The following is a 24,066-nucleotide window of genomic DNA, read 5'->3' as shown; positions in this document are numbered from 1 at the left end:
CTTTAGCCGCGATGGACCGCCAAGCGGCCCTGATTGCTTGACTGACCGACATTACGCTTACGAGCGAGCCATTCTTTCGTATACGAACGCCCCAGCAAACTGGAGCGCATTCAATTTTTTGTGGATAGAATGCGATCTCTAGTCACTTTCTAGTCGAGAAGCGTCAATGAAGTTTCGTTTTCTGTTATGGGCAATGGGACTGCTCATGGCGCGCGCCAGCCGTAACAATCCCGCCTTCCAGAAGCAGCTCGAAGGCAAGGACCTGATTTTTCAGATGCAGACGCTGGACGGCAGGATCGGCCGACACTTCCAGGTCCGCGACCAACGCATCACCAGCCGCGCGGGCCTGCACACCGCGCCCGCATTCGCCATCGCCTTCAAGGATGCTGCCTACGGCTTCGCCACCCTGCAAGCCGGCAACAAGCAGCTGGCATTCATGCAGGGCATTCAGGACAAAGCCATTCAGATCAAGGGCAACCCGGCCCTGGTGATGTGGTTTCAGGGCCTGATGAAGTACCTCAAGCCCAAGAAAAGAAGCTGAAGCGCGTTGGCTTCGGCTCAATGCGGCGCGTTGAACTGCGAGGCCAGTTCGCGCAGCAGTGCTTCGGCGTCGAGCACCCGATTGACCACCTCGTTGGCTTTCTCCCGGGTTAGCGCCAGGCGCGCCAGCAGCTCGTCCGGAATCGGTGCCTGCGGGCCGGCGCCGATGCCGCGCTCGCGCAGCAGACGGTTGGCCAGGCAGACCAGGTTGGGATAGGCGGCGTGCTCGCCGCTGTAGCTGGCGTCGTGCTGGAAGCGCAGTGCTGCTGTGAGCTCTTCGGGCATGTCCCACAGGTTCATCAGCCAGGCGCCTATCTGCTCGCGGCTGATACCCAGCAGGTGTTGCTCCACATAGGTATGCGACAGGTGCGGGTTCACTTCCAGATGGCGGCAGATCAGCGAGAAATGCGGCGGGAAGACGTGGGCCAGGAGTAGGTAACCGAAGTTGTGCAGCAGCCCGGCAAGGTACGTCAGACCGACTTCCGGGCGGCCGTCACGCGGCATGGCGCGGCTTAGCCCTTCGATGACGGCCGCAGTGTAGATCGCCTGCTGCCAGTAGGGCGTCATCTGCTGCGGCTGGTCCTTGGGCAGGCTCAAGGTCTTGCCCAGCGCCAGGCCCAGGGCCAGGTTGATGACCAGGTCGAAACCCAACACGCGGACGATGGCGTCTTCCACCGAACGGATCTTGCCGGGCGAGGCGTAGTAGGGCGAGGCTGCCCAACTGACCACCTGCGCGGCCAGGGCCGGGTCGGTCTCGACCACGCTGGTGATGTCGTCGACGCTGGCATTGGGGTCTACACGCAGCTTGATGATCTTCTGCGCAGTGTCGGCCAGCGGTGGGATTTCGATGGTCTGTTCCAGGCGCTGCTGGATACGTCGCGCGGTGAAGGCCTGCACGGCCTGGAAGATTTCCCTGGAGTCGTCGCCGGGACGGTCGAAGTTGGGTTGGATGCACTGCACGTTCTGGCCGAAGCGGCCGGCGCTGGCCTTGGTCAGCAGGCGTTCGAAGGCTTCGCGCGGCAGCTCCAGCAGCAGCCCGGTTTCTCCCGATTCGAGCAATACCGACTCGCCCTTGAGCAGGTCCTGCTCGTACAGGCAGGGCGAACTGGTCAGTGCCGGAATGCCGGGCAGCGCCTTGAGCGCGTGCTTGTCGAGCATGGTCTTGAGCCGCGAACCCGACACCGCCACCAGCTTGCGCCCGGTCAGCTCTTCGAGGCGTTTGAGGTCGAGCAACTGACTTTGGGCGAACAGCACCATCAAGGCGCCGACCTCGTCGTCCAGCAGGATCGCCTGCACCCTGCGCTCGGCCGGCAGCGAGGGGTGGTCCTGCACCTCACGGTAGGCCACGCCGAGTTTGTCGAGCAACAGCCGGATCACGGATGGCGCGCGCGGAGTTGCGGTGTCGAGGGCAGCTTCAGTCATGGTCGGGTCCAGAATGTTCCTACAATCGCGAAATGTGAGCAGCCGATCACCCGGCTGGATCGAGTCTGAGATGGCCGTCAAACCTGGCCGTACTGTTGGCCGTGGCGCAGCCAGCGGTCGAGCAGGGGGGTGACATGCTCGGGCCAGCGTGCGAGCAGGGCCTGCGCCGCGTCGCGCACGGCCGGTAGCAGGTCGGCATCGCGCATCAGGTCGGCAACCTTGAACTGTAGCAGGCCGGTCTGGCGGGTTCCGAGCATCTCGCCGGGGCCACGCAATTCGAGGTCTTTCTCGGCGATGACGAAACCGTCGTTGGTTTCGCGCATGATGCCCAGGCGTTCGCGGCCGATCTGCGACAGCGGCGGGTGGTACAGCAGCACGCAATGGCTCACGGCGCTGCCTCGACCGACGCGGCCGCGTAGTTGGTGCAATTGCGCCAGCCCCAGACGCTCGGGGTTCTCGATGATCATCAGGCTGGCATTGGGCACGTCCACGCCGACTTCGATGACCGTGGTCGCTACCAGCAGCTGCAGGTTGCCGGCCTTGAACTCGGCCATCACCGCGGCTTTTTCCGCAGGCTTCATGCGACCGTGGATCAACCCGACGCTCAGCTCGCCCAAGGCGCTGCCCAGCTCTTCGAAGGTGCTCTGCGCCGCCTGGCAGGTCAGCTCTTCGGACTCTTCGATCAGCGTGCACACCCAATAGGCCTGGCGCCCCTCGGCACAGGCGGCGCGTACCCGCTCGACCACTTCGAAACGCCGGCTGTCGACCACCAGCACGGTATTGACCGGCGTACGTCCGGGCGGCAGCTCGTCGAGCACCGAGGTGTCGAGGTCGGCGTAGGCGCTCATGGCCAGGGTGCGCGGGATGGGCGTGGCGGTCATGATCAACTGGTGCGGGCACTGCTCGCCGTCCACGCCTTTCTTGCGCAGGGCCAGGCGCTGTTGCACGCCGAAGCGGTGCTGCTCGTCGATGATGGCCAGGGCCAAGCGCTTGAACTTGACCTCTTCCTGGAACAGCGCGTGGGTGCCGACCACCATCGGCGCGCCACTGGCGATCCGCTCAAGCGCGCTGACGCGGGCTTTGCCCTTGAGCTTGCCGGCCAGCCAGGCGACTTCCAGGCCCAGCGGTTCGAACCAGCGCTTGAAGGTGATGTAGTGCTGCTCGGCGAGAATCTCGGTCGGCGCCATCAGCGCCACCTGGTAGCCGGCTTCCAGCGCTTGCAACGCCGCCAGTGCCGCCACCACGGTCTTGCCGGCGCCGACATCGCCTTGCACCAGGCGCATCATCGGCTCGTGCAGGCTGAGGTCGTAGGCGATTTCGTTGCCCACCCGCTGCTGCGCGCCGGTAGGGGTAAAACCGAGGTTGGCCAGGTACTGCGCCGGCAGGCGCGTGGCCCTGGGCAGGATCGGGGCGCGCAGACTGCGCAGGCTCTCGCGCAGACGTTGCTGCGACAACTGGTGGGTCAGCAGTTCCTCGAAGGCCAGGCGATGCTGGGCCCAGTGGTGACCTTCGGCCAGCTCGTCGACGTCGGCGTCGGCGGGCGGGTTGTGCAGGTAACGGATGGCTTCATCCAGCGGCGCCAGGTGGTAGTCGCGGATCAGCTCGGCGGGCAGCCAGTCGGGCAGGCTGCGCGGGCCGAGCATGGACAGGCTCTGCTGGCACAGCGCGCGCAGGCGCTGCTGGGTCAGGCCTTCGGTGCTCGGGTAGATCGGTGTGAGGGTCTGTTCCACCGGTGGCGAGGTGTCGTCGCCGGTCAGCGCGCGGTACTCGGGGTGGTAGATTTCCAGGCCCGAAGCACCGGGCCGCGCTTCGCCGTAGCAGCGCAGGTGGGTACCGCGTTTGAGGCCTTCCTTTTGCGCATTGCTGAAATGGTAGAAGCGTAAGGTCAGCGTGCCGCTGCCGTCGCCCAGGCGTACCACGAGGCTGCGACGCTTGCCCATGGTCACGTCGCTGCCGCTGACCACGCCTTCGACCACCGCATCCTGGCCCGGACGCAACTCGCCGATGGGTACCACGCGGGTGCGGTCCTGGTAGCGCGCGGGCAGGTGGAACAGCACGTCCTGCAGGTTTTCCAGGCCGACCTTGGCCAGCTTTTCGGCCATGGCCTCGCCGACGCCCTTCAGCGCGGTGACCGATACGTTCGACAGCTCGCTCATGCTCAGGCCGACTGCTCTGCCGCCGGCTTGACCACCGAACACAAGCGGATGGAGTCGGCAAGGATCTCGATCGCCTTGGGCCGTGGGAAGCTGGCGCGCCAGGCGATGGCTACGGTGCGCGTCGGCGCCGGCGCCGTGAGAGGCCGAACTTCGATGACACCGGGTGCGTAATGGTGGCTGTTGACCGCCGACAGCGGCAGGATCGATACACCCAGGCCCGAGGCCACCATATGGCGAATGGTCTCCAGCGAGCTGGACTCCACGGTGGTATGGCGCGAGTCGCCGCCCTTGCTCAAGGTGGGGCAGGCTTCCAGCACCTGGTCGCGGAAGCAGTGGCCTTCACCCAGCAACAGCAGGCTCTTGTCGTTGAGCTCCGCGGCGTCGATGGTCTTGCGCGCTGTCCACGGATGGTCGCTGGGCATCAGGGCGTAGAAAGGCTCGTCATACAGCGGCAGAGTCAGTACGTCGGCCTCGTTGAACGGCAAGGCGATGATCACCGCGTCCAGTTCGCCGTTGCGCAGTTTGTCGCGCAGCACGTGGGTGAAGTTTTCCTCGATGTACAGCGGCATCTGCGGTGCGACGCGGTGCAGTTGCGGAATCAGGTGCGGGAACAGGTACGGGCCGACGGTATAGATGGCGCCGACCTTGAGCGGGGCGGTGAGCTGGTTCTTGCCGGCTTGGGCCAGCTCGCGGATGCCCTGGGCCTGCTCCAGGACCTTCTGCGCCTGGGCGACGATGCCCTCACCGACGGGGGTCAGGCGTACGGCGCTCTTGCTGCGCTCGAAGATCAATACGCCGAGTTCGTCCTCGAGTTTCTTCACGCCTACCGACAGGGTCGGCTGGCTGACGTGGCAGCGCTCGGCGGCGTGGCCGAAGTGCTGTTCCTGGGCGAGGGTGACGATGTAGCGGAGTTCAGTGAGGGTCATAACGTGCGTCCATGAAGTTGCGAGGCCAGCATAGCGGCTGCAATCGATAGACGCACGTTATCAGACCTGCCAACGGATGACAGAACCTGTGTTTCAGCGCCGGTCCAGGGAGTAGACGAACGGCGCCACCACCTCAATGCTGCCGTTGTTCAGCAGCTCGGCGGGCGGTTTGGGCAGCGGTTGCGCCCGGCGGATCATCTCCAGCGTGGCGCGGTCCAGCGCTGCGCTACCCGAACCCCCGGCCAGCGAGAAGGACAACACCTTGCCCTCGGCATCGACCACGAAGCGCAGGCGGTTGATGCCCTGCAAGCCACGGCGGCGCGCATCTTCCGGATAGCGCTTGTAGCGGGCCAGATGGCGCAGCAGGTCGCTCTGCCACGTCGGTAGCGCTTTGCTGTTGGAGGCGATGCTCGGCGCCGGTGCGGCCGATTTCTTCGGCGGCTCGGTGCTGGGCGGCGTCTCGGCCACTTGTTCGCTGGGCGGCTCTTCCTTGGGCGGCTCAGGCTTTTTCACAGGCTTGGGCGGCTGTGGTTTGGGCTTGGGCTTGGGCGGCTTGGGAATCGCGATCTTGGGCTTGGGCGCCTCGGCGACCTTCGGCAGCGGCGGTTCCTCGACCGGTGCCGGTGGCGGTGGCACCACTTTGGGCGGTGGTGGTGGCGCCGGTTCGGGCAGGGGCGCCAGTTCGACCATCATCGCTGCCGGCGGCAGTTCGATGGGCTGGGGCACCGACCAGTCGAGCAGGAGCAGCACGGCAACGGCATGCAGGCCGAGCACAAGGGCCAGGCTGCCGCCATAACGCGCCAGTGTTCGCCGCGTCTTCGTCATTTCTTCGCTGCCGTCTCTAGACCGACCAGACCGACCTTCAGGTAGCCGGCCGCACGCATGGTGTTCATGACTTCCATCAGGTCACCGTAGTCCACGCCTTTGTCGGCCTGGAAGAAGATGGTGGTTTCCTTGTCGCCCTTGGTCTTGGCGTCGAGCATCGGGCCGAGCTGGGCGTTGGTCGGTACCTGGTCGTCGCCGACGTACAGCTTCTGGTCGGCCTTGACGCTGACGAACACCGGTTTCTCCGGTCTTGGCGCGGGCTTGGCGGTCGAGGCCGGCAGGTCGACCTTGATGTCGACCGTGGCCAGGGGCGCGGCGACCATGAAGATGATCAGCAGCACCAACATGACGTCGATGAACGGCGTGACGTTGATCTCGTGGTTTTCGGCGAGGTCGTCCCCGCCCTCGTTAAGATGCAGGCCCATGGCTTACCCCATTTTCACCATGTGGGGGACGGTGCGCTCGCCCTGGTGGTCGAGGTCGCGGCTGACCAGCAGCAGCACCTGCGCGGAAGCGTCGGACACCTGCGCCTTGTAGCCGGCGATGGAGCGGGCGAAGACGTTGTAGATGACCACGGCCGGGATCGCGGCGACCAGGCCCAGGGCGGTGGCCAGCAGCGCTTCGGCGATGCCGGGTGCGACCACGGCGAGGTTGGTGGTCTGGGTTTTGGCGATGCCGATGAAGCTGTTCATGATGCCCCACACGGTGCCGAACAGGCCCACGAACGGCGCGGTGGAACCGATGGTGGCCAGCACGCCGGTGCCGCTGCTCATGCTGCGGCCGCTGGCGGCGACCAAGCGCTCGAGGCGGAAGCTCACGCGCTCCTTGATGCCTTCCTTCTCGCGGGTATTGGCCGACAGGCGCATTTCCTCCAAGGCATCGTGCACCAGGGTATGGGCCAGAGTGCCTTCCTTGCTGGAAACGTCGCTGGCTTCCTTGAGGGTGGCGGATTTCTTCAGCGCGGCGATTTCACGGCGCAGGCGGCGCTTGGCACCCATCAGCTCGAAGCCTTTGGCGATCCAGATGGTCCAGGTGATCAGCGAGGCGATGGCCAGACCGATCATCACGATCTTCACCACGATGTCGGCGTTCTTGTACATGCCCCATGGGGACAAGTCGTGGGCCATGCCCAAACTGGTGTCTTCGACCAGAGCCTGGGTGTCGGCGTCCCTGGCAGGTGCGGCGGTGTCGCCTGCTGCCGGAGCGACCGGCGCATCGGCGGCGGGCGTTTGCGCGGCGGCGGCCGGGGCGCTGGTGGCCGCCGGAGCGGTGTTCGCGGCAGGTTCATCGGCCAGTGCCGCGGGTGCCACGACCAGGCTGAACATCAGCGCGGCGATGGCGCGCCAGGCACGCGACGGGGTTGGCGAAGCGGAAGGGGAGATAGGTTTCATGCTGGCCGGACCTGATGAAGAAGAATTGACGTCACCACGGCCTCGCGGAAGGCCGAGAACAAAGAGGGCGCCATTATTGCAATTAATTCTTGTTAACAAAAGTAATAAGGTTTCTTTTTTGTCGGATCGTTGGACCTGGAACCTCAGGTGTGGCTAGGCTCAACCTTTGGATTTTGGAGCGGCACCATGTCAGAGCTTTACGCGATGCTTGTAGGATGCGGCGATGTAGGTGGGCGCCTGGCGCGTCGCCTGCTGGCCAAGGGCTGGGCGGTGAGCGGGCTTCGGCGCTCCGTCGAGCGGCTTCCGGAAGGCGTCATGCCGATCCGCGGCGACCTCGAGCAGCCTGAAATACCTCCAGCGTGGCCGGCGCGTTGCCCCGACTACCTGATCTATTGCGTGTCGGCCAACCAGCACGACGAGGCCGGTTATCAGGCGGCCTATGTCGAGGGCATGCGCCGGGTCCTGGGTTGGTTGGCGGACCAGGGCCAGCGCCCGCGTCGCCTGCTGTTCGTTTCCAGCAGCAGCGTGTATGCCCAGCAGCATGGCGAATGGGTCGACGAAACATCTGCCACCGAACCCGACGGCTATTCGGGACGCTTGATGCTCGAAGCCGAGCGGCTGGCGCTGGACAGCGGCATCCCGGCCAGCGTGGTACGCCTGACCGGCATCTATGGTCCAGGCCGACAATGGCTGCTCAATCAGGTGCGCCAGGGCTACCAGGTGGCGCAGGAGCCGCCGCTGTACGGCAACCGCATCCATGCCGACGATGCTGCGGGTCTGCTGGCCTTTTTGCTGGAGCAGGACGCCAAAGGTGTGGCATTGGACGAGCACTACCTGGGCGTCGACGACGCGCCGGCGCCGCTGGCCGAGGTGGTCGCGTGGCTGCGCGAGTATTTGGAGGTGACGCACTGGTCCGACGAGCAGCGCGTCAGGCGTTCCGGCAGCAAGCGTTGCAGCAACGTCCGCGCCCGTGCTTTGGGTTGGGCGCCGCAGTATTCCAGCTATAAAGAAGGCTATGCGGCGATTCTGCGAGGCAATGAAGGGCAGGACCTGGCCTGATACTCGTCAGCTAAGCCATTGGGGCTGCTGCGCAGCCCATCGCGGCTAAAGCCGCTCCTACAAATTCTGTAGGAGCCCGTTGCGGCTAAAGCCGCTATCACAAATCATGTCGTAGCGGCCGGCCGGCGCACCGGTTTAGCCGCGATGAGTTGCGCAGCAGCCCCAGGTGACACGACTTCTGCTCAACTGAGTGGCATCAGAGCTTGGCCAGGCTTTCACCTGGCCAAGCTCGGCGCGCATCTCGACGTTATTGCTTTTCCAGCACCCAGCGACGTTCGCCTGCCGCCAGTTGCGGCATTTCGTTGGGCTGCGCGCGGTTCACAGCCTGGAAGATTTCCAGGGTCTTGCCGTCACGCTTGAAGATCCACGGCGAGCCGCGCTGTTCGCGCTCCAGCCACAGGCTGTCGTTTTCGCCGCTCATGGTCGCGCAGTCGCCGGCCAGGCACAGCGCGTAGCGGTCGGGGCCCGGCAGGCCGGTGACCATGCCGTCGTCGCGGAACTGAGCGTAGTTACCTTGCCCAGGGCCCTCGACGATCTTCCAGTTGCCGCCCAGGTAGCCCTGGTACAGGGCTTTCTCGAACGCGCCGCCCAGCGGCGTGTTGGACGGTGCGCTGCTACGTTCGAAGACCTGCTTGCCGCCCAGTTTGCCGGGCGCCTGGACCAGCTCCTGGCCGTCCATGCTCAGTGATTCGCGTTGGCCGGCGTCGAAGGTGACCTGCCAGTCGTTCTTGTCCGCCACCAGGTGGCCGTCGGCGGCTTCGAAACCGTTGCTCAGCGACGCTTTCTGCTGGTCGACATCGATCCGCCATTCCAGCACCGGGCCGTTTTCGGACAGGGCCTTGCGCAGGCTGGTGCCTTTGCTGGCGACATCGATGGCGTGCTGGTTGATCCAGGTGCCTTTGAAATCTTCGGGTTTGTGGCTGGCGCAGCCGCTCAGAACCAGGGCTGCCAGTGCGAGGGACAGGGCATGTTTCATGGTAGGGACCTTATTGCAGAGGGTGTGACGGACGCTGCGGCCCGTCAGCGGGGGCATCACTCGATGACGAGGATGGCGTCCATCTCGACCTGCGCGCCTTTGGGCAGGGCGGCCACGCCGATCGCGGCGCGGGCAGGGTAGGGCTGCTGGAAGTAGCGGCCCATCACTTCGTTGACGGTGGCGAAGTGGCTGAGGTCGGTGAGGAAGATGTTCAGCTTGACGATGTCCTTGAACGAGCCGCCGGCGGCTTCGGCCACCGACTTGAGGTTCTCGAACACTTGCACGGTCTGGGCTTCGAAGCCCTCGACCAGCTCCATGGTCTTGGGATCGAGCGGAATCTGGCCCGACATGTACACGGTGTTACCGGCCTTGATCGCCTGGGAGTAGGTGCCGATGGCGGCCGGGGCCTTGTCGCTGGTGATGACAGTCTTGGTCATGATGACTCCTTGCGGTTGACGGACTACGCACGCATGCGGGTGATACGCACCACACCGGTCAGGGTACGCAGCTTCTTGATCACGCGGGCCAGGTGCACGCGGTCGTGCACGCTGACCACCAGTTGGACCACGCTGATGCGACCGTCGCGCTCGTCCATGCTGATTTTTTCGATGTTGCCGTCGGCGGCGTTGACGCTACTGGCCAGCAAGGCGATCAGGCCGCGCTGGTGTTCGAGCTCCACGCGCAGTTCGACGTTGAATTCGCCGGTGACGTCCTTGGCCCAGGAAAGCTGCAGGCATTTCTCCGGGTTGTGGCGGATTTCGCTGATGTTGCCGCAGTCTTCCAAGTGCACGACCATGCCCTTGCCTGCCGACAGGTGGCCGACGATCGGATCGCCCGGAATCGGCGTGCAGCACCTGGCGTAGCTGAGCACCAGGCCCTCGGTGCCGCGAATGGCCAGTGGTCCTTCCGGGGCCGGCAGCGGTTCGCCTTCGGTGGACAGCAGACGCCGCGCGACCACGTAGGCCATGCGATTGCCCAGACCGATGTCTTCGAGCAGGTCTTCGAGCAGCTCCAGACGGTACTCGTCGAGGATCGGCTGGACGCGCTCGGGGGCGATCTGGTCCAGGCTGCTGTCGAAGCCGGTCAGGACCTTGTTCAGCAAGCGCTCGCCGAGGTTGATCGACTCGGAGCGGCGCTGTTGCTTGAGGGCATGGCGGATGTGCGTGCGCGCTTTGCCGGTGACCACGAAGTTGAGCCAGGCCGGATTGGGCCGGGCGCCTGGAGCACTGACGATCTCGACCGTGGAGCCGCTTTGCAGCGGTTCGGACAGTGGCGCCAGACGGCGGTTGATGCGGCAGGCGATGCAGCTGTTGCCCACATCGGTGTGCACCGCATAGGCGAAATCCACCGCCGTGGAGCCTTTGGGCAGCTCCATGATCCGGCCTTTGGGCGTGAAGACGTAGACCTCGTCCGGGAACAGGTCGATCTTGACGCTCTCGATGAACTCCAGGGAGTTGCCGGCGCGTTGCTGCAGTTCGAGGATGCCCTTGACCCACTGCCGCGCCCTGGCATGGTTGCCCTTGGCCGGCTCGTCGCCATTGGACTTGTACAACCAATGGGCGGCGATGCCGTTGTTGGCCATCTCTTCCATTTCGCGGGTGCGGATCTGGATTTCGATGGGCACGCCGTGCATGCCGAACAGCGTGGTGTGCAGCGACTGGTAGCCATTGGCCTTGGGAATCGCGATGTAGTCCTTGAAGCGCCCCGGCAACGGCTTGTACAGGTTGTGCACGGCGCCCAGCACGCGATAGCAGGTGTCCACCTTGTCGACGACGATGCGGAAGGCATAGACGTCCATGATCTCGGTGAAGGCGCGGCGCTTGCCGCGCATCTTCTTGTAGATGCCGTAGAGGTGCTTCTGCCGGCCGCTGACCTCGCCTTCGATGCCGTCTTCGGCCAGGCAGTTGGCCAGCGAGTGCTCGATCTTGGCGACGATTTCCTTGCGATTGCCCCGCGCGCTCTTGACCGCGCGGTTGATCAGCGAGGAGCGCATCGGGTGCATGGCCTTGAAGCCGAGGTCTTCGAATTCCACGCGCACAGTGTGCATGCCCAGCCGGTTGGCGATGGGCGCGTAGATTTCCAGGGTCTCCTTGGCGATGCGGCGGCGTTTCTCGCCCGACAGCACTTCCAGCGTGCGCATGTTGTGCAGGCGGTCGGCCAGCTTGACCAGGATCACGCGGATGTCGCGCGCCATGGCCATGGCCATCTTCTGGAAGTTCTCGGCCTGGGCTTCGGCCTTGGTCTCGAAGTTCATCTGGGTCAGCTTGCTGACCCCATCGACCAGCTCGGCGACGGTTTCGCCGAATTGCTGGCTGAGGGCTTCCTTGGCGATGCCGGTGTCTTCGATGACATCGTGCAGCATGGCGGCCATCAGGCTCTGATGGTCCATGTGCATTTCGGCGAGGATGTTCGCCACCGCGAGGGGGTGGGTCACGTAGGGCTCGCCGCTGCGACGGCGTTGGCCGTCATGGGCCTGTTCGGCGTAGAAATAGGCACGCCGGACCAGGTTGACCTGTTCGGGCCCAAGGTAGTTCGACAGCCGATCGGCGAGGGCGTCTATGCTCGGCATGGGTTCACCTCTGGCACAGCATTCGGCGTCGACCTGGCTTCAATCAGACGGCCTCGTTGGACTCGTCTTCGAAGGCGGCGAATACCGGGTCTTCGGTGACGATTTCTTCAGCGGCCAGGAATTCGTTGGTGATGATGCCTTCGGCGATTTCGCGCAGGGCAACGACGGTAGGCTTGTCGTTTTCCCACGCCACGCGAGGCTCTTTGCCACCGGTGGCCAGCTGGCGAGCGCGCTTGGTCGACAGCATGACCAGCTCAAAGCGGTTATCCACGTGTTCAAGACAATCTTCTACGGTTACGCGGGCCATGGTGTTCCTCGGTAGCAAATACGGTGGGCGTGCCCAGGTTGGGCGGGCGGACTGGGTAGTTTAAAAAATCACCAGCCAATAGGGAAGCGCTGTTTTGCAGGGCGGTCTCCGCCGGCGTGCGATGAACATCGGGGCATCCGTCTAACGTTGCAAGGCCTCGCGCAGCCGTGGGGTCAGCTCTTCGAACAGCGTCTGCACCGAGCGCAAGGCCCGGCAATCGGGGCGGGTCAGCAGCCACAGCTGGGTATCGCAACCCGGCAGCGGCCCGCTCAGGGCTTCGATGCCCGGCAGGGTCGGCACGGTGAAATCGGCCAGCGCCGCGACGCCCATGCCGCTGCTGACCAGTTGCGCCACGGTGGACATGCCGCTGCACTGGTAGCGCGGGATCAGGCTGGGATGCTGCTGGTTGCGCCAGGCCACCGTGGGGTGATCGGGCATCGAGTCGTCCGGGGTGATCCATGGCACGTGGTGCACGCCCTGCGCCAAGGGTTCGCGCAGCTCCGGACGACCGCACAGCACATACGAGGTCGAGCCCAGGCAGCGCCCGACCAGATGCTCCGGCGGCGCGTTGGTCAGGCGCAGGGCGATGTCGGCGTCGCGCCGGCTGAGGTTGGCGAAGGTGTTGGAGGTGCCCAGTTCCAGCGACAGCGCCGGGTAGTTGGGCATGAAGCTGGCCAGTGCCGGCAGCAGCAGCCCGTGCAGCACCGCCTCGGTGCAGGTCAGGCGTACCGTGCCGCTGACCACCTGTTCGCCGCTGGTCAGGGCGATGCGTGCCGCCTGTAGCGCCACTTCCGCGCGTTCGGCCTGCTCGGCCAAGGCCTGCGCCGTGTCAGTGGGCAGATAGCCTTTGCGGCTCTTGACGAACAGTGCGGTGCCCAGCGATGACTCCAGTCGCCTTATGGAGCGAAACACCGTCGAGACATCGACCTTGAGCAACTCCGCCGCCTTGGCCAGCGAGCGTCCACGCTCCAGGGCCAGGACCAGCGAGAGGTCGGCATGGGTGATTTGATATTGCATGGATGCACGCTCTGCTTGCCTAAATGCCAGTGTCTGTTGCGCGGGGGCCATTTTATAGTGAAACCGCATCCGGGAATCAATCGGCGGGCCACGGGCCCACGCCCCTCGACGGGCACTGAACAATAACAACACCCCGCGTCCTCCCCCTTGTCGCATGTGCCGCTCGGCGTATTCCGCGACACGGCTGCGAATCGGAGGCCGTACGGCCATGACGGTGGTATCCCTTGTCTACGACCCTGTTCGCCTCAATCGCTGCGCGCCATGCGTTGGCCGCATCACCTATCCCTACGCTCTTTTCATCGACTCGCCTTCACAGGCCGAGCTGCATCATTACAATGACGCCCCCGGTGTGGGCCATGCCTGCGCGCCGCACTGCGACGCTGCGCAAGCCCCACGCCGCGCCGCGCGCTGAAGCCGGTCGATGACCGTGCCAGCGTCGAGCCAGCAACTCCCGATACCCGAGCGCACGCCTGCATGCAGGGCCTGTGAAAACACTACCCATAGCAATGGCAGGGACTCATGAGCGACTACACACACGCCGATCGTCCTCCGGCTGCGTCCGGGCAAGCCGGCGGCGCCACTGCCTCGTCTGGCAAAGGGCTGGCCAAAGGCAGCCTGGGCCTGCTGGCCAGTGTGGTGCTGGGCATTTCCACCATCGCGCCGGTCTACACCCTGACCGGCGCGCTCGGGCCGACCGTGCGCGAGGTCGGCGCGCATTTGCCCGCGGTGTTCATCGTCGGCTTTCTGCCGATGCTGCTGGTCGCCCTGGGCTACCGCGAACTCAACGCCGCCGAGCCCGACAGCGGCACCTCCTTCACCTGGTCGGCGCGTGCCTTCGGGCCGATGATCGGCTGGATCGGCGGCTGGGGCCTGGTGGTGGCGACCACCATCGTGTTGTCGAACCTCGCCGGTGTGGCGGTGGACTTCTTCTACCTGTTCCTCGCCCAGATCACCGGCGAGCAAAGCCTGGCCGCGCTGGCGGACAATCTGCTGATCAACATCGGTACCTGTTGCGCCTTCATCGCCCTGGCGGTGTGGATCTGTTGCCGCGGCATGGGTACCACCATGACCGTGCAGTACGGGCTGGTGGCCCTGCAGCTGCTGGTGCTGATCGGTTTCGCCTTCGCCGCCTTCGGTGAAACCACGGCGCCGCCACCGCTGGCGTTCGAGCTGTCGTGGTTCAACCCGTTCGGCGTCGAGAACTTCTCGTCCTTCGCCGCTGGGTTGTCGCTGTCGATCTTCATTTTCTGGGGCTGGGACGTCTGCCTGACGGTCAGCGAAGAGTCCGTCGGCAGCGAGGAAGTGCCCGGTAAGGCAGCCACCTGGACGGTGCTGCTGATCCTCTGCCTGTACCTGCTGACGGGCATCGCCACCCTGCAGTTCGCCGGCATCAGCGAGGTCGGCCTGGGCCTGGGCAATCCGCGCATTCAGGAGAACGTCTTCGCCCACTTGGCCGGGCCGGTCATGGGGCCGCTGGCGATCATGATGTCGGTGGCGGTGCTGGCCAGTACCGCCGCGTCGTTGCAGTCGACCTTCGTGTCGCCTGCGCGCACATTGCTGGCGATGGGTTACTACGGCGCGGTGCCACGGCGTTTCGCCAAGGTCTGCCCACGCTCGCAGACGCCACGCTACGCCACCATCTGCGCCGGCGTCGCGGCGGCGGTGTTCTACGTCACCATGCGCAGCCTGAGCGAGAACGTGCTGGCCGACACCATCACCGCGCTGGGCATGATGATCTGCTTCTATTACTCGCTGACGGCCTTCGCCTGCGTCTGGTACTTCCGCCGCAGCCTGTTCAGCAGTGTACGGCACTTCGTGATGCGCGGCCTCTGCCCGCTGCTGGGCGGCGCCATCCTCTCGGTGATCTTCGTGCGCACGGCCATCGACAGCGCTTCGCCGGACTTCGGCAGCGGTTCGCACGTGGGCGGCCTGGGGTTGGTGTTCGTGATCGCGGCGATCATCTCGCTGCTGGGAATCGTGTTGATGGTGCTATCGCGGCTGCGGGCGCCGGCCTACTTCCTCGGCGCCACCTTGCGCCAGCAGGCGACGCTGCACCTGCCGGAATGAACGAGGGGCTCTGGCGAGCCCCTCGTGTCCATCAGCTGACCAGTTGTTCGAGCAGCGCCCGGTGGCGCTGCTGCTGTTTGCGCAGGCGTACGCGATTGGCCAGGAACACCGCCTTGAGCTGCTCCAGAGCAGTCTGGAAGTCGTCGTTGACGATCACGTAGTCGAATTCGTCGTAATGACGCATCTCGCTGACCGCTTCGCTCATGCGCCCGGCGATGATCGCTTCGCTGTCCTGGCCGCGGCCGTCCAGACGCTGACGCAGCGCCTCTTTGCTCGGCGGCAGGATGAAGATCGACAGCGCCTCGGGCATCAGCTTGCGCACCTGTTGCGCGCCCTGCCAGTCGATTTCCAGGATCAGGTCGAAGCCTTCGTCCAGGGTCTGCTGCAGGGCGCTGAGCGAGGTGCCGTAGAAGTTGCCGAACACTTCGGCATGCTCGAGGAAATCGCCTTGCTCGATCATCGAGCGGAAACGTGGCTGGTCGACGAAGTGGTAGTTCACCCCGTGCTGCTCGCCCGGGCGCATGGCACGGGTGGTGTGCGAGACCGAGACGCGAATGTTCGCGTCGCCGCTGCCAGGCGCGGTGAGCGCCGAAACCAGGCTGGTCTTGCCGGCCCCGGAGGGGGCGGAAACGATGTAGAGAGTGCCGCTGCTGTGGTTCATCGTGGGATGGCCTTACTCGATGTTCTGTACTTGTTCACGCATCTGTTCGATCAGCACCTTGAGGTTGACGGCCGCTTGCGTGCTGCGCGGGTCGAAGGCCTTGGAGCCGAGGGTGTTGGCTTCGCGGTTGAGCTCCTGCATCAGGAAATCCAGGCGCCGACCGGCCGCGCCGGCGGACTTGAGCACGCGGCGCACTTCGGTGATGTGGGTTTCGAGGCGGTCGAGCTCTTCGGCGACATCGCTTTTCTGCGCCAGCAGGACCATCTCCTGTTCCAGGCGCTGCGGGTCGAGCTCGGCCTGCATGTCGTGGAAGCGGTCGAGCACCTTTTGCCGTTGGGCGGCCAGCATCTGTGGCACCAGGGTGCGCAGGGTGGCGACCTCTTGGCCCATGGCGTCGAGCCGCTCGCCGATCAGGCGGGCCAGTTCCCGGCCTTCGCGCACACGGCCTGCGAGCAGCTCCTCGAGCGCTTCGTCGAACAGGCCCAAAGCCTCGGCATTGAGCGCTTGCGGATCGCTGGCGTCGGCCACCAGCACGCCAGGCCAAGCCAAGACTTCCAGGGGGTTGAGCGGGGCCGGCTGCCGGATCAGGCCGGCCACCGTTTCGGCGGCGGCGACCAGCTGCGCGGCGCGCTCGCGATCGACCTGCAGCGGCTTGCCGGCGGTTTCTTCGGCCAGGCGCAGGGTGCATTCCACCTTGCCGCGCGACAGGCTTTGGCGCAGGCCTTCGCGCACCGCGCCTTCGAGGTCGCGCAGGGCTTCGGGCAGGCGCAGGTGGGGTTCGAGGTAGCGGTGGTTGACCGAGCGCAGCTCCCAGGCCAGGGTGCCTTGGCTGCCGGCGCGCTCGACGCGAGCAAAAGCGGTCATGCTGTGCACCATGGGAAACGACCTCGCGAAGGGTAGGGAAAGAGGAAAGCGTTCGGGCTGCAAGGCGCGGGATTGTAGCGCAGTGCGGCAGTGGCGCCCAAGCGGCCCTTGGGGCGCCGCGACGGCCAGTCGAGTGGGGCGCTGGCGAGGGGTGGGGTAGCGCGCCGCGACGATAGGCATGTCGCCATCGGGCGCGCATCCCTATAATGCTCGGCAGATTCGAATCCCGGTACAGGAACTCCAGATGAAACGTCCAAGTGGTCGCGCCGCCGACCAACTCCGCTCGATCCGCGTCACCCGCCACTACACCAAGCACGCCGAAGGGTCGGTGCTGGTCGAGTTCGGCGACACCAAGGTGATCTGCACCGTCAGCGTCGAAAACGGCGTTCCGCGTTTCCTCAAGGGCCAGGGCCAAGGCTGGTTGACCGCCGAATACGGCATGCTGCCGCGCTCCACCGGCGAGCGTAACCAGCGCGAAGCCAGCCGTGGCAAGCAGGGCGGCCGCACCCTGGAAATCCAGCGCCTGATCGGGCGTTCGCTGCGCGCGGCGCTGGACATGAGCAAGCTCGGCGACATCACCCTGTACGTCGACTGCGACGTGATCCAGGCCGATGGCGGCACCCGCACCGCGTCGATCACCGGCGCCATGGTGGCCCTGGTCGATGCCCTGCGCGTGATCAAGAAGCGCGGCGGGCTCAAGGGCGGCGACCCGCTCAAGCACATGATCGCGGCCGTTTCCGTGGGCATGTACAAAGGCGAAGCGGTGCTGGACCTCGACTACCTCGAAGACTCCGCCGCCGAGACCGACCTGAACGTGGTCATGACCAGTGCCGGCGGCTTCATCGAAGTCCAGGGCACCGCCGAAGGCGCGCCGTTCCAGCCAGAAGACTTCAATGCCATGTTGGCCCTGGCGCAGAAGGGTATGAACGAGATCTTCGAACTGCAGACGGCCGCACTGGCCGACTGAGCCCTTGGCAGACACGAAAAAGCCGACATCGCTGTCGGCTTTTTCGTATCTGGAGCGGCCTTGGGCGCTGTGCGAAAGGCCTAGATGGTCAGCGTCCAGTCGTAGTCCACGATCAGTGGCGCATGCTGCGAGAAGCGTGGCTGGCGCGGCAGGCGTGCGCTGCGTACGAAGCGGCGCAGGCCCGGCGTGAGCAACTGGTAGTCGAACCGGTAGCCCAGGTTGAGCATCTCGGCCTGCTCGTTGTCCGGCCACCAGCTGTACTGGTCGCCTTCGCGGCTGACTTCGCGCAGCGCATCCACATAGCCCATGTCGCCCACGATTGAATCGATCCAGGCGCGCTCGGGTGGCAGGAAACCGGGTGACTGTTGGCTGTCGCGCCAGTTCTTGATATCCAACTTCTGCTGCGCCACATACAACGAGCCGCAATAGATATATTCGCGGCGCTTGCGCCGTTGCTTATCCAGGTACTTGCCGAAGTCGTCCATCAACTTGAACTTCTGGTTCAAGTCCGCGTCGCCGTTCATGCCCGAAGGCAAGAGCAGGCTGGCAATACTGACTTTGTCGAAATCCGCTTGCAGGTAACGCCCGTAACGGTCGGCTGCCTCGAAACCCAGGCCGGTGATGACTGCCTTGGGCTGCATCCGCGAGTAGAGCGCCACACCCCCTTGGGCAGGCACCTCCGCGTCGCAGGCATAAAGGAAATAGCCATCGAGCTGGAAAGCTGGGTCGTCGAGTTCACAGGCCGAGGCGCGGGTGTCTTGCAGGCAGATGACGTCGGCATTCTGGGCTTGAAGCCAGCTGAGCAAACCGCGCTCGGCCGCCGCCTGAATGCCATTGACGTTCACACTGATGATCCGCATAAATGGCCCCATAAATCTCGTGCGTGTATGATACCCGAGCTCAACCCATTTAGCTAAATCCGTAATATTCGGGACTTACATGCAACCGTATCAGCGGGACTTCATTCGTTTTGCCATCGATCGCGGTGTTCTGCGCTTCGGTGAGTTCACGTTGAAATCGGGGCGTACCAGCCCTTATTTCTTCAATGCCGGCCTCTTCAACAGCGGCTCCGCCCTGGCGCAACTGGGTCGCTGCTACGCCGCCGCCATCGTCGACAGCAAGATCCCCTTCGACGTGCTGTTCGGCCCCGCCTACAAAGGCATCCCCCTGGCGGCGGCCACGGCCGTGGCGCTGGCCGAGCAGCATCAGCTCGACGTGCCCTGGTGCTTCAACCGCAAGGAAGCCAAGGACCACGGCGAGGGCGGCAGCCTGGTCGGCGCGCCGCTGGCCGGTGACGTGCTGATCATCGACGACGTGATCACCGCCGGCACCGCCATTCGCGAAGTGATGCAGATCATTTCGGCGCAGAACGCCAAGCCGGCTGGAGTCCTCATCGCCCTGAACCGCGAAGAGCGCGGTAACGGCGAGCTGTCGGCGATTCAGGAAGTCGAGCGGGACTTCGCCATCCCAGTGGTCAGCATCGTTTCGCTGACCCAGGTGCTGGAATTCCTGGCCGACGATCCGCAGCTCAAGCAGCATCTGCCGGCGGTGGAAGCCTACCGCGCGCGTTACGGCATCTGAGTCCGGGCAATGAAAAAGGCGACCTACGGGTCGCCTTTTTCATTGCCTCATGCCACGTCAGTCCGTGCCGTACTTCGGCGAGCGTGGCCCGTAGAGGATGCCGCCGTTGGGGTGGGGCGAGAGCAGGCGTGCGCTGGTGATGCCGGCGATCGGATAACCGGCGTCGTCCTGGGCGCTGCTGACGATCTGGTTGACCGCCGCCATGATCAGCATGCCGATCAAGCCCCCCTGGTTCTGCTGGTTTTCCGCGCTTGAAGCCGTCGCGCTGCCGGTCCACAAGGTCGATCCGGTCTTCAGGTCGACCAGCTTGGCGCTCGCCGTCACGGTGGTGGCGCTGCTGATCACCATGTAGCTCGTACCGTAGTCGCTCACCGTCACGTACAGACCGGCATCCGCACCGAAGATTTCGTGCAGCTTGCGGGGCTGCAACTGATGGATGTCATCGGGCTGGGTCATGCCGTTCTGGTTGAAGGTCTCGGCCACCAGGGCCACCGGCATGACGTAATAACCGGCCTCTGCCAGCGGATAGGTGACCTGCGACAGCATGCTGTAGGTGGCTTTGACGTCAGGCGACTGGTTCAGCGGTGGCAGGACCAGGATCGACTTGGGACGGCTCTGTTTGTAGGCCGAATAGTCCACGCTCTGGCGCTCGGCGCAACCGGCGAACAAGGCCAGCACGCAGATCCCTGCGATCCAACCGGCGAATCGCTCGATCATGGCTTGGCTCCTTGGCGGGCGTTGCTCAGCAGAAAGTCCATGTAGGCCGCCGACTCAGGAAACAGCGCCTTTTCCGTCACGAACTGCTGAACCATCTGATCGTCCTTGCCCAGCCCCGAATACAGCAGGCCCAATTGTGCGTGATAGCCCGGCGGCACGGCGCCGTTCTTGGCCTTGATCTTCTCCAGGTCGCGCTCCAGCGCCAGGGCCTGTTCTTCCTTGGACTGGCCGTTGAAGTACTGATAGACCTGCGGTTGGTAGCTTTCCCACTGGTACAGCGGTTTGGGTGCGTTGCAGCCGGCCAGCAGCAGGCTGGCCAGCACGAGGCCGGCGCCATTGCGCCAGGCCACGGGGGCGATGTTCATCGAAAGGCTTCCTTGTCGCAGCGCCGCTTACTGGGCGCGGGGGTTCCATTGACCGTTGTCCACGGCCGTGACCAATTTGTTGACCGCCTCGCGCATGGCCAGGTCGAGCACCTTGCCATTGAGCGTGGAGTCGTAGCTCGCGGTGCCGCCGAAGCCGACGATCTCGCGGTTCGACAGGGCGTACTCGCCTGCGCCTTGCGTGGAATACACCACTTCCGAAGTGCTGATGTTGACGATGTTCAGGGCCACTTTGGCGTAGGCGATCTGAGTCTTGCCGCGGCCCAGGATGCCGAACAGCTGGTGGTCGCCGACTTCCTTGCGGCCGAACTCGGTGACATCGCCGGTCACCACGTAGTCGGCGCCGCGCAGGCGCTGGGCCTGGCCCTTGATCGACGCTTCCTGCTGGATTTCGCTCATGTTGTCGCGATCCAGCACGCTGAAGCGGTTGGTCTGCTGCAAATGGGTGATGAGGATGGTCTTGGCCTGGCCGCCGAGGCGGTCGACGCCGTCGGAGAAGATGCCACGCATGTAGCTGGAACGGTTGTCGAACTTGCCCACGGCGATGGGCGCACGCACGCCGCTGTAGGGACGGTTGACGCTTTCGACCTGCTGTACGGCGACGGCGGTAGAGGTTTCGGTGGCGCAGCCAGCCAACGACCCGATAGCGATGGCGGCTGCCATCACGAGTCCATGTGATGCGTATTTCACGCTGTTTCTCCAGGGTTTGCGAAGTGCGAGCCCCGGGCGGACCCGGGGCGTTGAGCGATCAGGCGTTCGGCGCCTGCTGCTTGTTGGTGATCAGGGTGCCGACCCCGCTGTCGGTGAAGATTTCCAGCAGCACGGCGTTGGGTACGCGGCCATCGACGATGTGCGAGGTGGTCACGCCGCCCTGCACCGCTTCCAGGGCGCATTTGATTTTCGGCAGCATGCCGCCGTAGATGGTGCCGTCGGCGATCAGCTCGTTGACCTGCTCGGTGGTCAGGCCGGTGAGCACTTTGCCTTGCTTGTCCATCAGGCCTGCGATGTTGGTCAGCAGCATCAGCTTCTCGGCTTGCAGCGCCTCGGCCACCTTGCCGGCGACTAGGTCCGCGTTGATGTTGTACGACTCGCCGTCGGCGCCCACGCCGATGGGCGCGATCACCGGGATGAAGTCGCCGCGCACCAGCATGTTCAGCAGTTCGGTGTTGACCCCGACCACCTCGCCGACGTGGCCGATGTCGATGATTTCCGGCGAAGTCATTTCCGGGGTCTGGCGGCTGACTTTGAGTTTCTTGGCGCGGATCAGCTCGGCGTCCTTGCCGGTCAGGCCGATGGCGCTGCCGCCATGGCGGTTGATCAGGTTGACGATGCTCTTGTTGACCTGGCCACCGAGGACCATTTCCACCACGTCCATGGTCGCGGCGTCGGTCACGCGCATGCCGTCGATGAAGTGGCTCTCGATGGACAGGCGCTTGAGCAGGTCGCCGATCTGCGGACCGCCGCCGTGCACCACCACCGGGTTGATGCCCACGGCCTTCATCAGCACGATGTCGCGGGCGAAGCCGGTCTTGAGCTCTTCGCTCTCCATCGCGTTGCCGCCGTACTTGATCACCAGGGTCTTGCCGACGAAGCGGCGGATGTAGGGCAGCGCTTCGGACAATACCTTGGCGACTTGGGAAGCGGCATCGCGTTCGAGGGTCATGCGGGGCTCCAGGCAGGACAGAGAGTCGGTCAGAATGGCAGTTGCAGGTCGGGTGCGACCCGCAGCAACTGCGTGCGGAAAATGTGCTTGATGCGTTGCAACTGCGCTTGGTCGTCGGCCTCGAAACGCAGCACCAGCACCGGTGTGGTGTTGGAGGCGCGCACCAGGCCCCAGCCATGGGGGTAGTCCACGCGCACACCGTCGAGGGTGGTCAGGCGTGCTTCGCCCCAATCGGCGTCGCGTTGCAGCGCAGCCATGATGCTGAATTTACTCGCGTCGGTCACATCGATGTGGATTTCCGGTGTGGAAACATCGTCGGGAAACGCTGCGAACAGCGTTTCGGCATCGACCTCGCTGTGGCTGAGGATCTCCAACAGGCGCGCGGCGACGTACAGGCCGTCGTCGAAACCGTACCAACGCTCCTGGATGAACAAGTGGCCGCTCATCTCGCCGGCCAGCAAGGCACCGGTTTCCTTCAGCTTCTTCTTCATCAACGAATGCCCGGTCTTCCACATTACCGCGTGGCCGCCGCAGGCCTCGATCAGGGCAGGCAGGCGCCGGGTGCACTTGACGTCGAAGATCACCCCGGCGCCCGCATGGCGTGCCAGCACGTCCTGGGCGAAGAGCATCAGCAGGCGGTCGGGATAGATGACGGTGCCGCGGTTGGTCACCACGCCCACCCGGTCGGCATCGCCGTCGAAGGCAAGGCCGATGTCGGCGCCGGTTTCCCGGACCTTGGCGATCAACGCCTGGAGGTTCTCGGGCTTGCCGGGGTCGGGGTGGTGGTTGGGGAAGGTGCCGTCGACCTCGCAATACAGCGGCGTGACTGCGCAGCCGAGCGCGCTCAGCAGTTGCGGGGCGATGACGCCGCCCACGCCGTTGCCGCAGTCGATCACGGCCTTGAGCGGCCGGGCCAGGCGCACGTCGTCGACGATGCGCTGCTGATAGCGCGCGAGGATGTCGACGCGCTGCACCCGGCCCTCGCCCTGGCTCAGGTCGTTGGTCTGCACGCGCGTCAGCAGCGCCTGGATCTGCTCGTCGGCCAGGGTGTCGCCGGCGATGACGATCTTGAAACCGTTGTAGTCGGGCGGGTTGTGGCTGCCGGTGAGCATCACCGCCGAGCGGCCGGGCAGCACGTGGCCTGCGTAGTACAGCGCGGGCGTAGGCAGCATGCCGACGTCGCTGACTTGGCAACCGGCTTCGGCCAGGCCACGCATCAGCGGCTCGACCAGCAGCGGCCCGGACAGCCGCCCGTCGCGGCCCACCGCCACCTGCGGCTCGCCTTGGGCCAGGCTCTGCGCGCCGATGGCGCGGCCGATCCAGTAGGCAGTATCGGGGTGCAGGTCGCGGCCGACCACGCCACGGATGTCGTAGGCGCGGAAGATACTGGCCGGCAGAGTGGGAGGCATAGGGCTCATGGGCTGTGCTCTGGCAAATCGCTCGTGGCGCGGAGCGCCGTTTGACGCCAGTGTCGTCGATCGGTTCGAACACGGGCGCCTTGTCGGCCAAGCGTGGCGCTATCGGGTGCCCGAGTGGCCGAAGCCGCCTTCGCCGCGCTCGGTGGCGGCGAAGTCCTCGACGATCTCGAACTGCGCCTGCACCACCGGCACCAGTACCAGCTGGGCGATGCGCTCGCCGACGGTGAGGGTGAAGGGCGCATGGCCGCGGTTCCAGCACGAGACCATCAGCTCGCCCTGATAATCCGAGTCGATCAGGCCTACCAGGTTGCCCAGCACGATGCCGTGCTTGTGGCCCAGGCCCGAACGCGGCAACACCAGCGCGGCCAGGGTCGGGTCGCTGATGAAAATCGAAAGGCCCGTGGGAATGAGCAGGGTCTGGCCGGGTTCGAGCACGGTGTCCTGCTGCAGCAGGGCGCGCAGGTCGAGGCCGGCGGAGCCGGGCGTGGCATATTGCGGCAGCGGGAAGTCGGTGCCCAGGCGGGGGTCGAGGATCTTGGCTTGGAGAGCGTGCATGG

General features: G+C 64.9%; 25 protein-coding genes. 5 read left to right on the top strand and 20 right to left on the bottom strand.

What is annotated here, in order from left to right; genetic code table 11:
• Nucleotides 1–166: 166 nt before the first annotated feature.
• The gene (locus AA0Z93_RS07230) at nucleotides 167–541 is read left to right on the top strand and encodes a helicase (RefSeq protein ID WP_413045752.1); all 375 of its coding nucleotides are present in this window, start codon (nucleotides 167–169) and stop codon (nucleotides 539–541) included.
• A 17-nt stretch (nucleotides 542–558) separates the two neighbouring features.
• Here the strand turns inward: AA0Z93_RS07230 and AA0Z93_RS07225 are convergent, their stop codons facing one another.
• The 6 genes from AA0Z93_RS07225 to exbB all read right to left on the bottom strand — a co-directional run bounded on the left by AA0Z93_RS07225 (nucleotide 559) and on the right by exbB (nucleotide 7,260).
• Nucleotides 559–1,962 carry an HDOD domain-containing protein gene (locus AA0Z93_RS07225; protein WP_413045753.1) on the bottom strand — a complete coding sequence of 468 codons (1,404 nt, stop codon included), beginning with the start codon at nucleotides 1,960–1,962 and terminating at the stop codon, nucleotides 559–561.
• Nucleotides 1,963–2,039: 77 nt separating this feature from the next.
• On the bottom strand, nucleotides 2,040–4,118 hold the full coding sequence (recG, locus tag AA0Z93_RS07220; RefSeq protein WP_413045754.1) for an ATP-dependent DNA helicase RecG: 2,079 nt from the start codon (nucleotides 4,116–4,118) through the stop codon (nucleotides 2,040–2,042).
• Between the two features lie 2 nt (nucleotides 4,119–4,120).
• Nucleotides 4,121–5,044, bottom strand: coding sequence for a hydrogen peroxide-inducible genes activator (locus AA0Z93_RS07215; protein ID WP_413045755.1), 924 nt, complete (start codon nucleotides 5,042–5,044; stop codon nucleotides 4,121–4,123).
• 93 nt (nucleotides 5,045–5,137) lie between these two features.
• Nucleotides 5,138–5,869: an energy transducer TonB gene (locus AA0Z93_RS07210; protein ID WP_413045756.1), complete on the bottom strand. Its 732-nt coding sequence runs from the start codon at nucleotides 5,867–5,869 to the stop codon at nucleotides 5,138–5,140.
• Entirely contained in the window at nucleotides 5,866–6,294 is a 429-nt protein-coding gene (gene exbD / locus AA0Z93_RS07205; RefSeq protein ID WP_413045757.1) for a TonB system transport protein ExbD, read from the bottom strand. Before exbD ends, AA0Z93_RS07210 begins: the two co-directional genes overlap by 4 nt.
• Nucleotides 6,295–6,297: 3 nt before the next feature.
• Nucleotides 6,298–7,260, bottom strand: a complete 963-nt coding sequence (exbB, locus tag AA0Z93_RS07200) for a tonB-system energizer ExbB (protein WP_413045758.1) — start codon at nucleotides 7,258–7,260, stop codon at nucleotides 6,298–6,300.
• 186 nt (nucleotides 7,261–7,446) lie between these two features.
• Between exbB and AA0Z93_RS07195 the strand changes: the two genes are divergently transcribed.
• Entirely contained in the window at nucleotides 7,447–8,319 is an 873-nt protein-coding gene (locus tag AA0Z93_RS07195; RefSeq protein WP_413045759.1) for an NAD-dependent epimerase/dehydratase family protein, read from the top strand.
• Between the two features lie 247 nt (nucleotides 8,320–8,566).
• On the opposite strand, the gene AA0Z93_RS07190 is transcribed toward AA0Z93_RS07195, so the two are convergent.
• The 5 genes from AA0Z93_RS07190 to AA0Z93_RS07170 form a co-directional block, all read right to left on the bottom strand.
• A complete protein-coding gene (locus AA0Z93_RS07190) occupies nucleotides 8,567–9,295 on the bottom strand; it encodes a hypothetical protein (protein WP_413045760.1) in 729 nt (242 codons plus the stop codon).
• Between the two features lie 56 nt (nucleotides 9,296–9,351).
• On the bottom strand, nucleotides 9,352–9,732 hold the full coding sequence (locus AA0Z93_RS07185) for a RidA family protein (protein WP_296266918.1): 381 nt from the start codon (nucleotides 9,730–9,732) through the stop codon (nucleotides 9,352–9,354).
• A gap of 23 nt (nucleotides 9,733–9,755) precedes the next feature.
• Nucleotides 9,756–11,864, bottom strand: coding sequence for a bifunctional GTP diphosphokinase/guanosine-3',5'-bis pyrophosphate 3'-pyrophosphohydrolase (gene spoT, locus AA0Z93_RS07180; protein WP_413045761.1), 2,109 nt, complete (start codon nucleotides 11,862–11,864; stop codon nucleotides 9,756–9,758).
• A gap of 43 nt (nucleotides 11,865–11,907) precedes the next feature.
• Entirely contained in the window at nucleotides 11,908–12,171 is a 264-nt protein-coding gene (rpoZ, locus tag AA0Z93_RS07175) for a DNA-directed RNA polymerase subunit omega (protein WP_101322874.1), read from the bottom strand.
• Between the two features lie 141 nt (nucleotides 12,172–12,312).
• Entirely contained in the window at nucleotides 12,313–13,188 is an 876-nt protein-coding gene (locus AA0Z93_RS07170; protein WP_413045762.1) for a LysR family transcriptional regulator, read from the bottom strand.
• A 519-nt stretch (nucleotides 13,189–13,707) separates the two neighbouring features.
• Between AA0Z93_RS07170 and AA0Z93_RS07165 the strand changes: the two genes are divergently transcribed.
• On the top strand, nucleotides 13,708–15,255 hold the full coding sequence (locus AA0Z93_RS07165; RefSeq protein ID WP_413045763.1) for an APC family permease: 1,548 nt from the start codon (nucleotides 13,708–13,710) through the stop codon (nucleotides 15,253–15,255).
• A gap of 31 nt (nucleotides 15,256–15,286) precedes the next feature.
• On the opposite strand, the gene gmk is transcribed toward AA0Z93_RS07165, so the two are convergent.
• Both gmk and AA0Z93_RS07155 read right to left on the bottom strand, forming a co-directional pair.
• Complete coding sequence (gene gmk, locus AA0Z93_RS07160; RefSeq protein WP_413045764.1) at nucleotides 15,287–15,916, bottom strand: guanylate kinase; 630 nt, start codon at nucleotides 15,914–15,916, stop codon at nucleotides 15,287–15,289.
• 12 nt (nucleotides 15,917–15,928) lie between these two features.
• Entirely contained in the window at nucleotides 15,929–16,792 is an 864-nt protein-coding gene (locus tag AA0Z93_RS07155) for a YicC/YloC family endoribonuclease (protein ID WP_413045765.1), read from the bottom strand.
• 232 nt (nucleotides 16,793–17,024) lie between these two features.
• Here AA0Z93_RS07155 and rph point away from each other — a divergent pair, with 232 nt between their 5' ends.
• Nucleotides 17,025–17,747 (top strand): ribonuclease PH, encoded by a 723-nt coding sequence (rph, locus tag AA0Z93_RS07150; RefSeq protein WP_296266905.1) that lies wholly within the window; start codon nucleotides 17,025–17,027, stop codon nucleotides 17,745–17,747.
• An 80-nt stretch (nucleotides 17,748–17,827) separates the two neighbouring features.
• Here rph and AA0Z93_RS07145 read toward each other — a convergent pair whose 3' ends face one another.
• Nucleotides 17,828–18,607, bottom strand: coding sequence for an exodeoxyribonuclease III (locus AA0Z93_RS07145; protein WP_296266903.1), 780 nt, complete (start codon nucleotides 18,605–18,607; stop codon nucleotides 17,828–17,830).
• A 79-nt stretch (nucleotides 18,608–18,686) separates the two neighbouring features.
• On the opposite strand from AA0Z93_RS07145, the gene pyrE reads away from it, so the two are divergent.
• Nucleotides 18,687–19,328 (top strand): orotate phosphoribosyltransferase, encoded by a 642-nt coding sequence (gene pyrE, locus AA0Z93_RS07140; RefSeq protein ID WP_296266902.1) that lies wholly within the window; start codon nucleotides 18,687–18,689, stop codon nucleotides 19,326–19,328.
• Nucleotides 19,329–19,385: 57 nt separating this feature from the next.
• Here the strand turns inward: pyrE and AA0Z93_RS07135 are convergent, their stop codons facing one another.
• The 6 genes from AA0Z93_RS07135 to dut all read right to left on the bottom strand — a co-directional run bounded on the left by AA0Z93_RS07135 (nucleotide 19,386) and on the right by dut (nucleotide 24,064).
• The gene (locus AA0Z93_RS07135; RefSeq protein ID WP_413045766.1) at nucleotides 19,386–20,045 is read right to left on the bottom strand and encodes a DUF799 domain-containing protein; all 660 of its coding nucleotides are present in this window, start codon (nucleotides 20,043–20,045) and stop codon (nucleotides 19,386–19,388) included.
• Nucleotides 20,042–20,410 carry a DUF4810 domain-containing protein gene (locus AA0Z93_RS07130; protein WP_413045767.1) on the bottom strand — a complete coding sequence of 123 codons (369 nt, stop codon included), beginning with the start codon at nucleotides 20,408–20,410 and terminating at the stop codon, nucleotides 20,042–20,044. Before AA0Z93_RS07130 ends, AA0Z93_RS07135 begins: the two co-directional genes overlap by 4 nt.
• Nucleotides 20,411–20,437: 27 nt before the next feature.
• Complete coding sequence (locus AA0Z93_RS07125) at nucleotides 20,438–21,091, bottom strand: CsgG/HfaB family protein (RefSeq protein WP_413045768.1); 654 nt, start codon at nucleotides 21,089–21,091, stop codon at nucleotides 20,438–20,440.
• Between the two features lie 85 nt (nucleotides 21,092–21,176).
• The gene (gene argB, locus AA0Z93_RS07120) at nucleotides 21,177–22,091 is read right to left on the bottom strand and encodes an acetylglutamate kinase (protein WP_296266894.1); all 915 of its coding nucleotides are present in this window, start codon (nucleotides 22,089–22,091) and stop codon (nucleotides 21,177–21,179) included.
• 29 nt (nucleotides 22,092–22,120) lie between these two features.
• Complete coding sequence (locus AA0Z93_RS07115; protein WP_413045769.1) at nucleotides 22,121–23,509, bottom strand: phosphomannomutase/phosphoglucomutase; 1,389 nt, start codon at nucleotides 23,507–23,509, stop codon at nucleotides 22,121–22,123.
• A 99-nt stretch (nucleotides 23,510–23,608) separates the two neighbouring features.
• Nucleotides 23,609–24,064 (bottom strand): dUTP diphosphatase, encoded by a 456-nt coding sequence (gene dut, locus AA0Z93_RS07110; protein ID WP_413045770.1) that lies wholly within the window; start codon nucleotides 24,062–24,064, stop codon nucleotides 23,609–23,611.
• Nucleotides 24,065–24,066 lie beyond the last annotated feature (2 nt).

This window comes from Pseudomonas phoenicis (assembly GCF_047302395.1).
GTDB lineage: Bacteria > Pseudomonadota > Gammaproteobacteria > Pseudomonadales > Pseudomonadaceae > Aquipseudomonas.
This window is presented reverse-complemented; position numbering and strand designations above follow the sequence as displayed.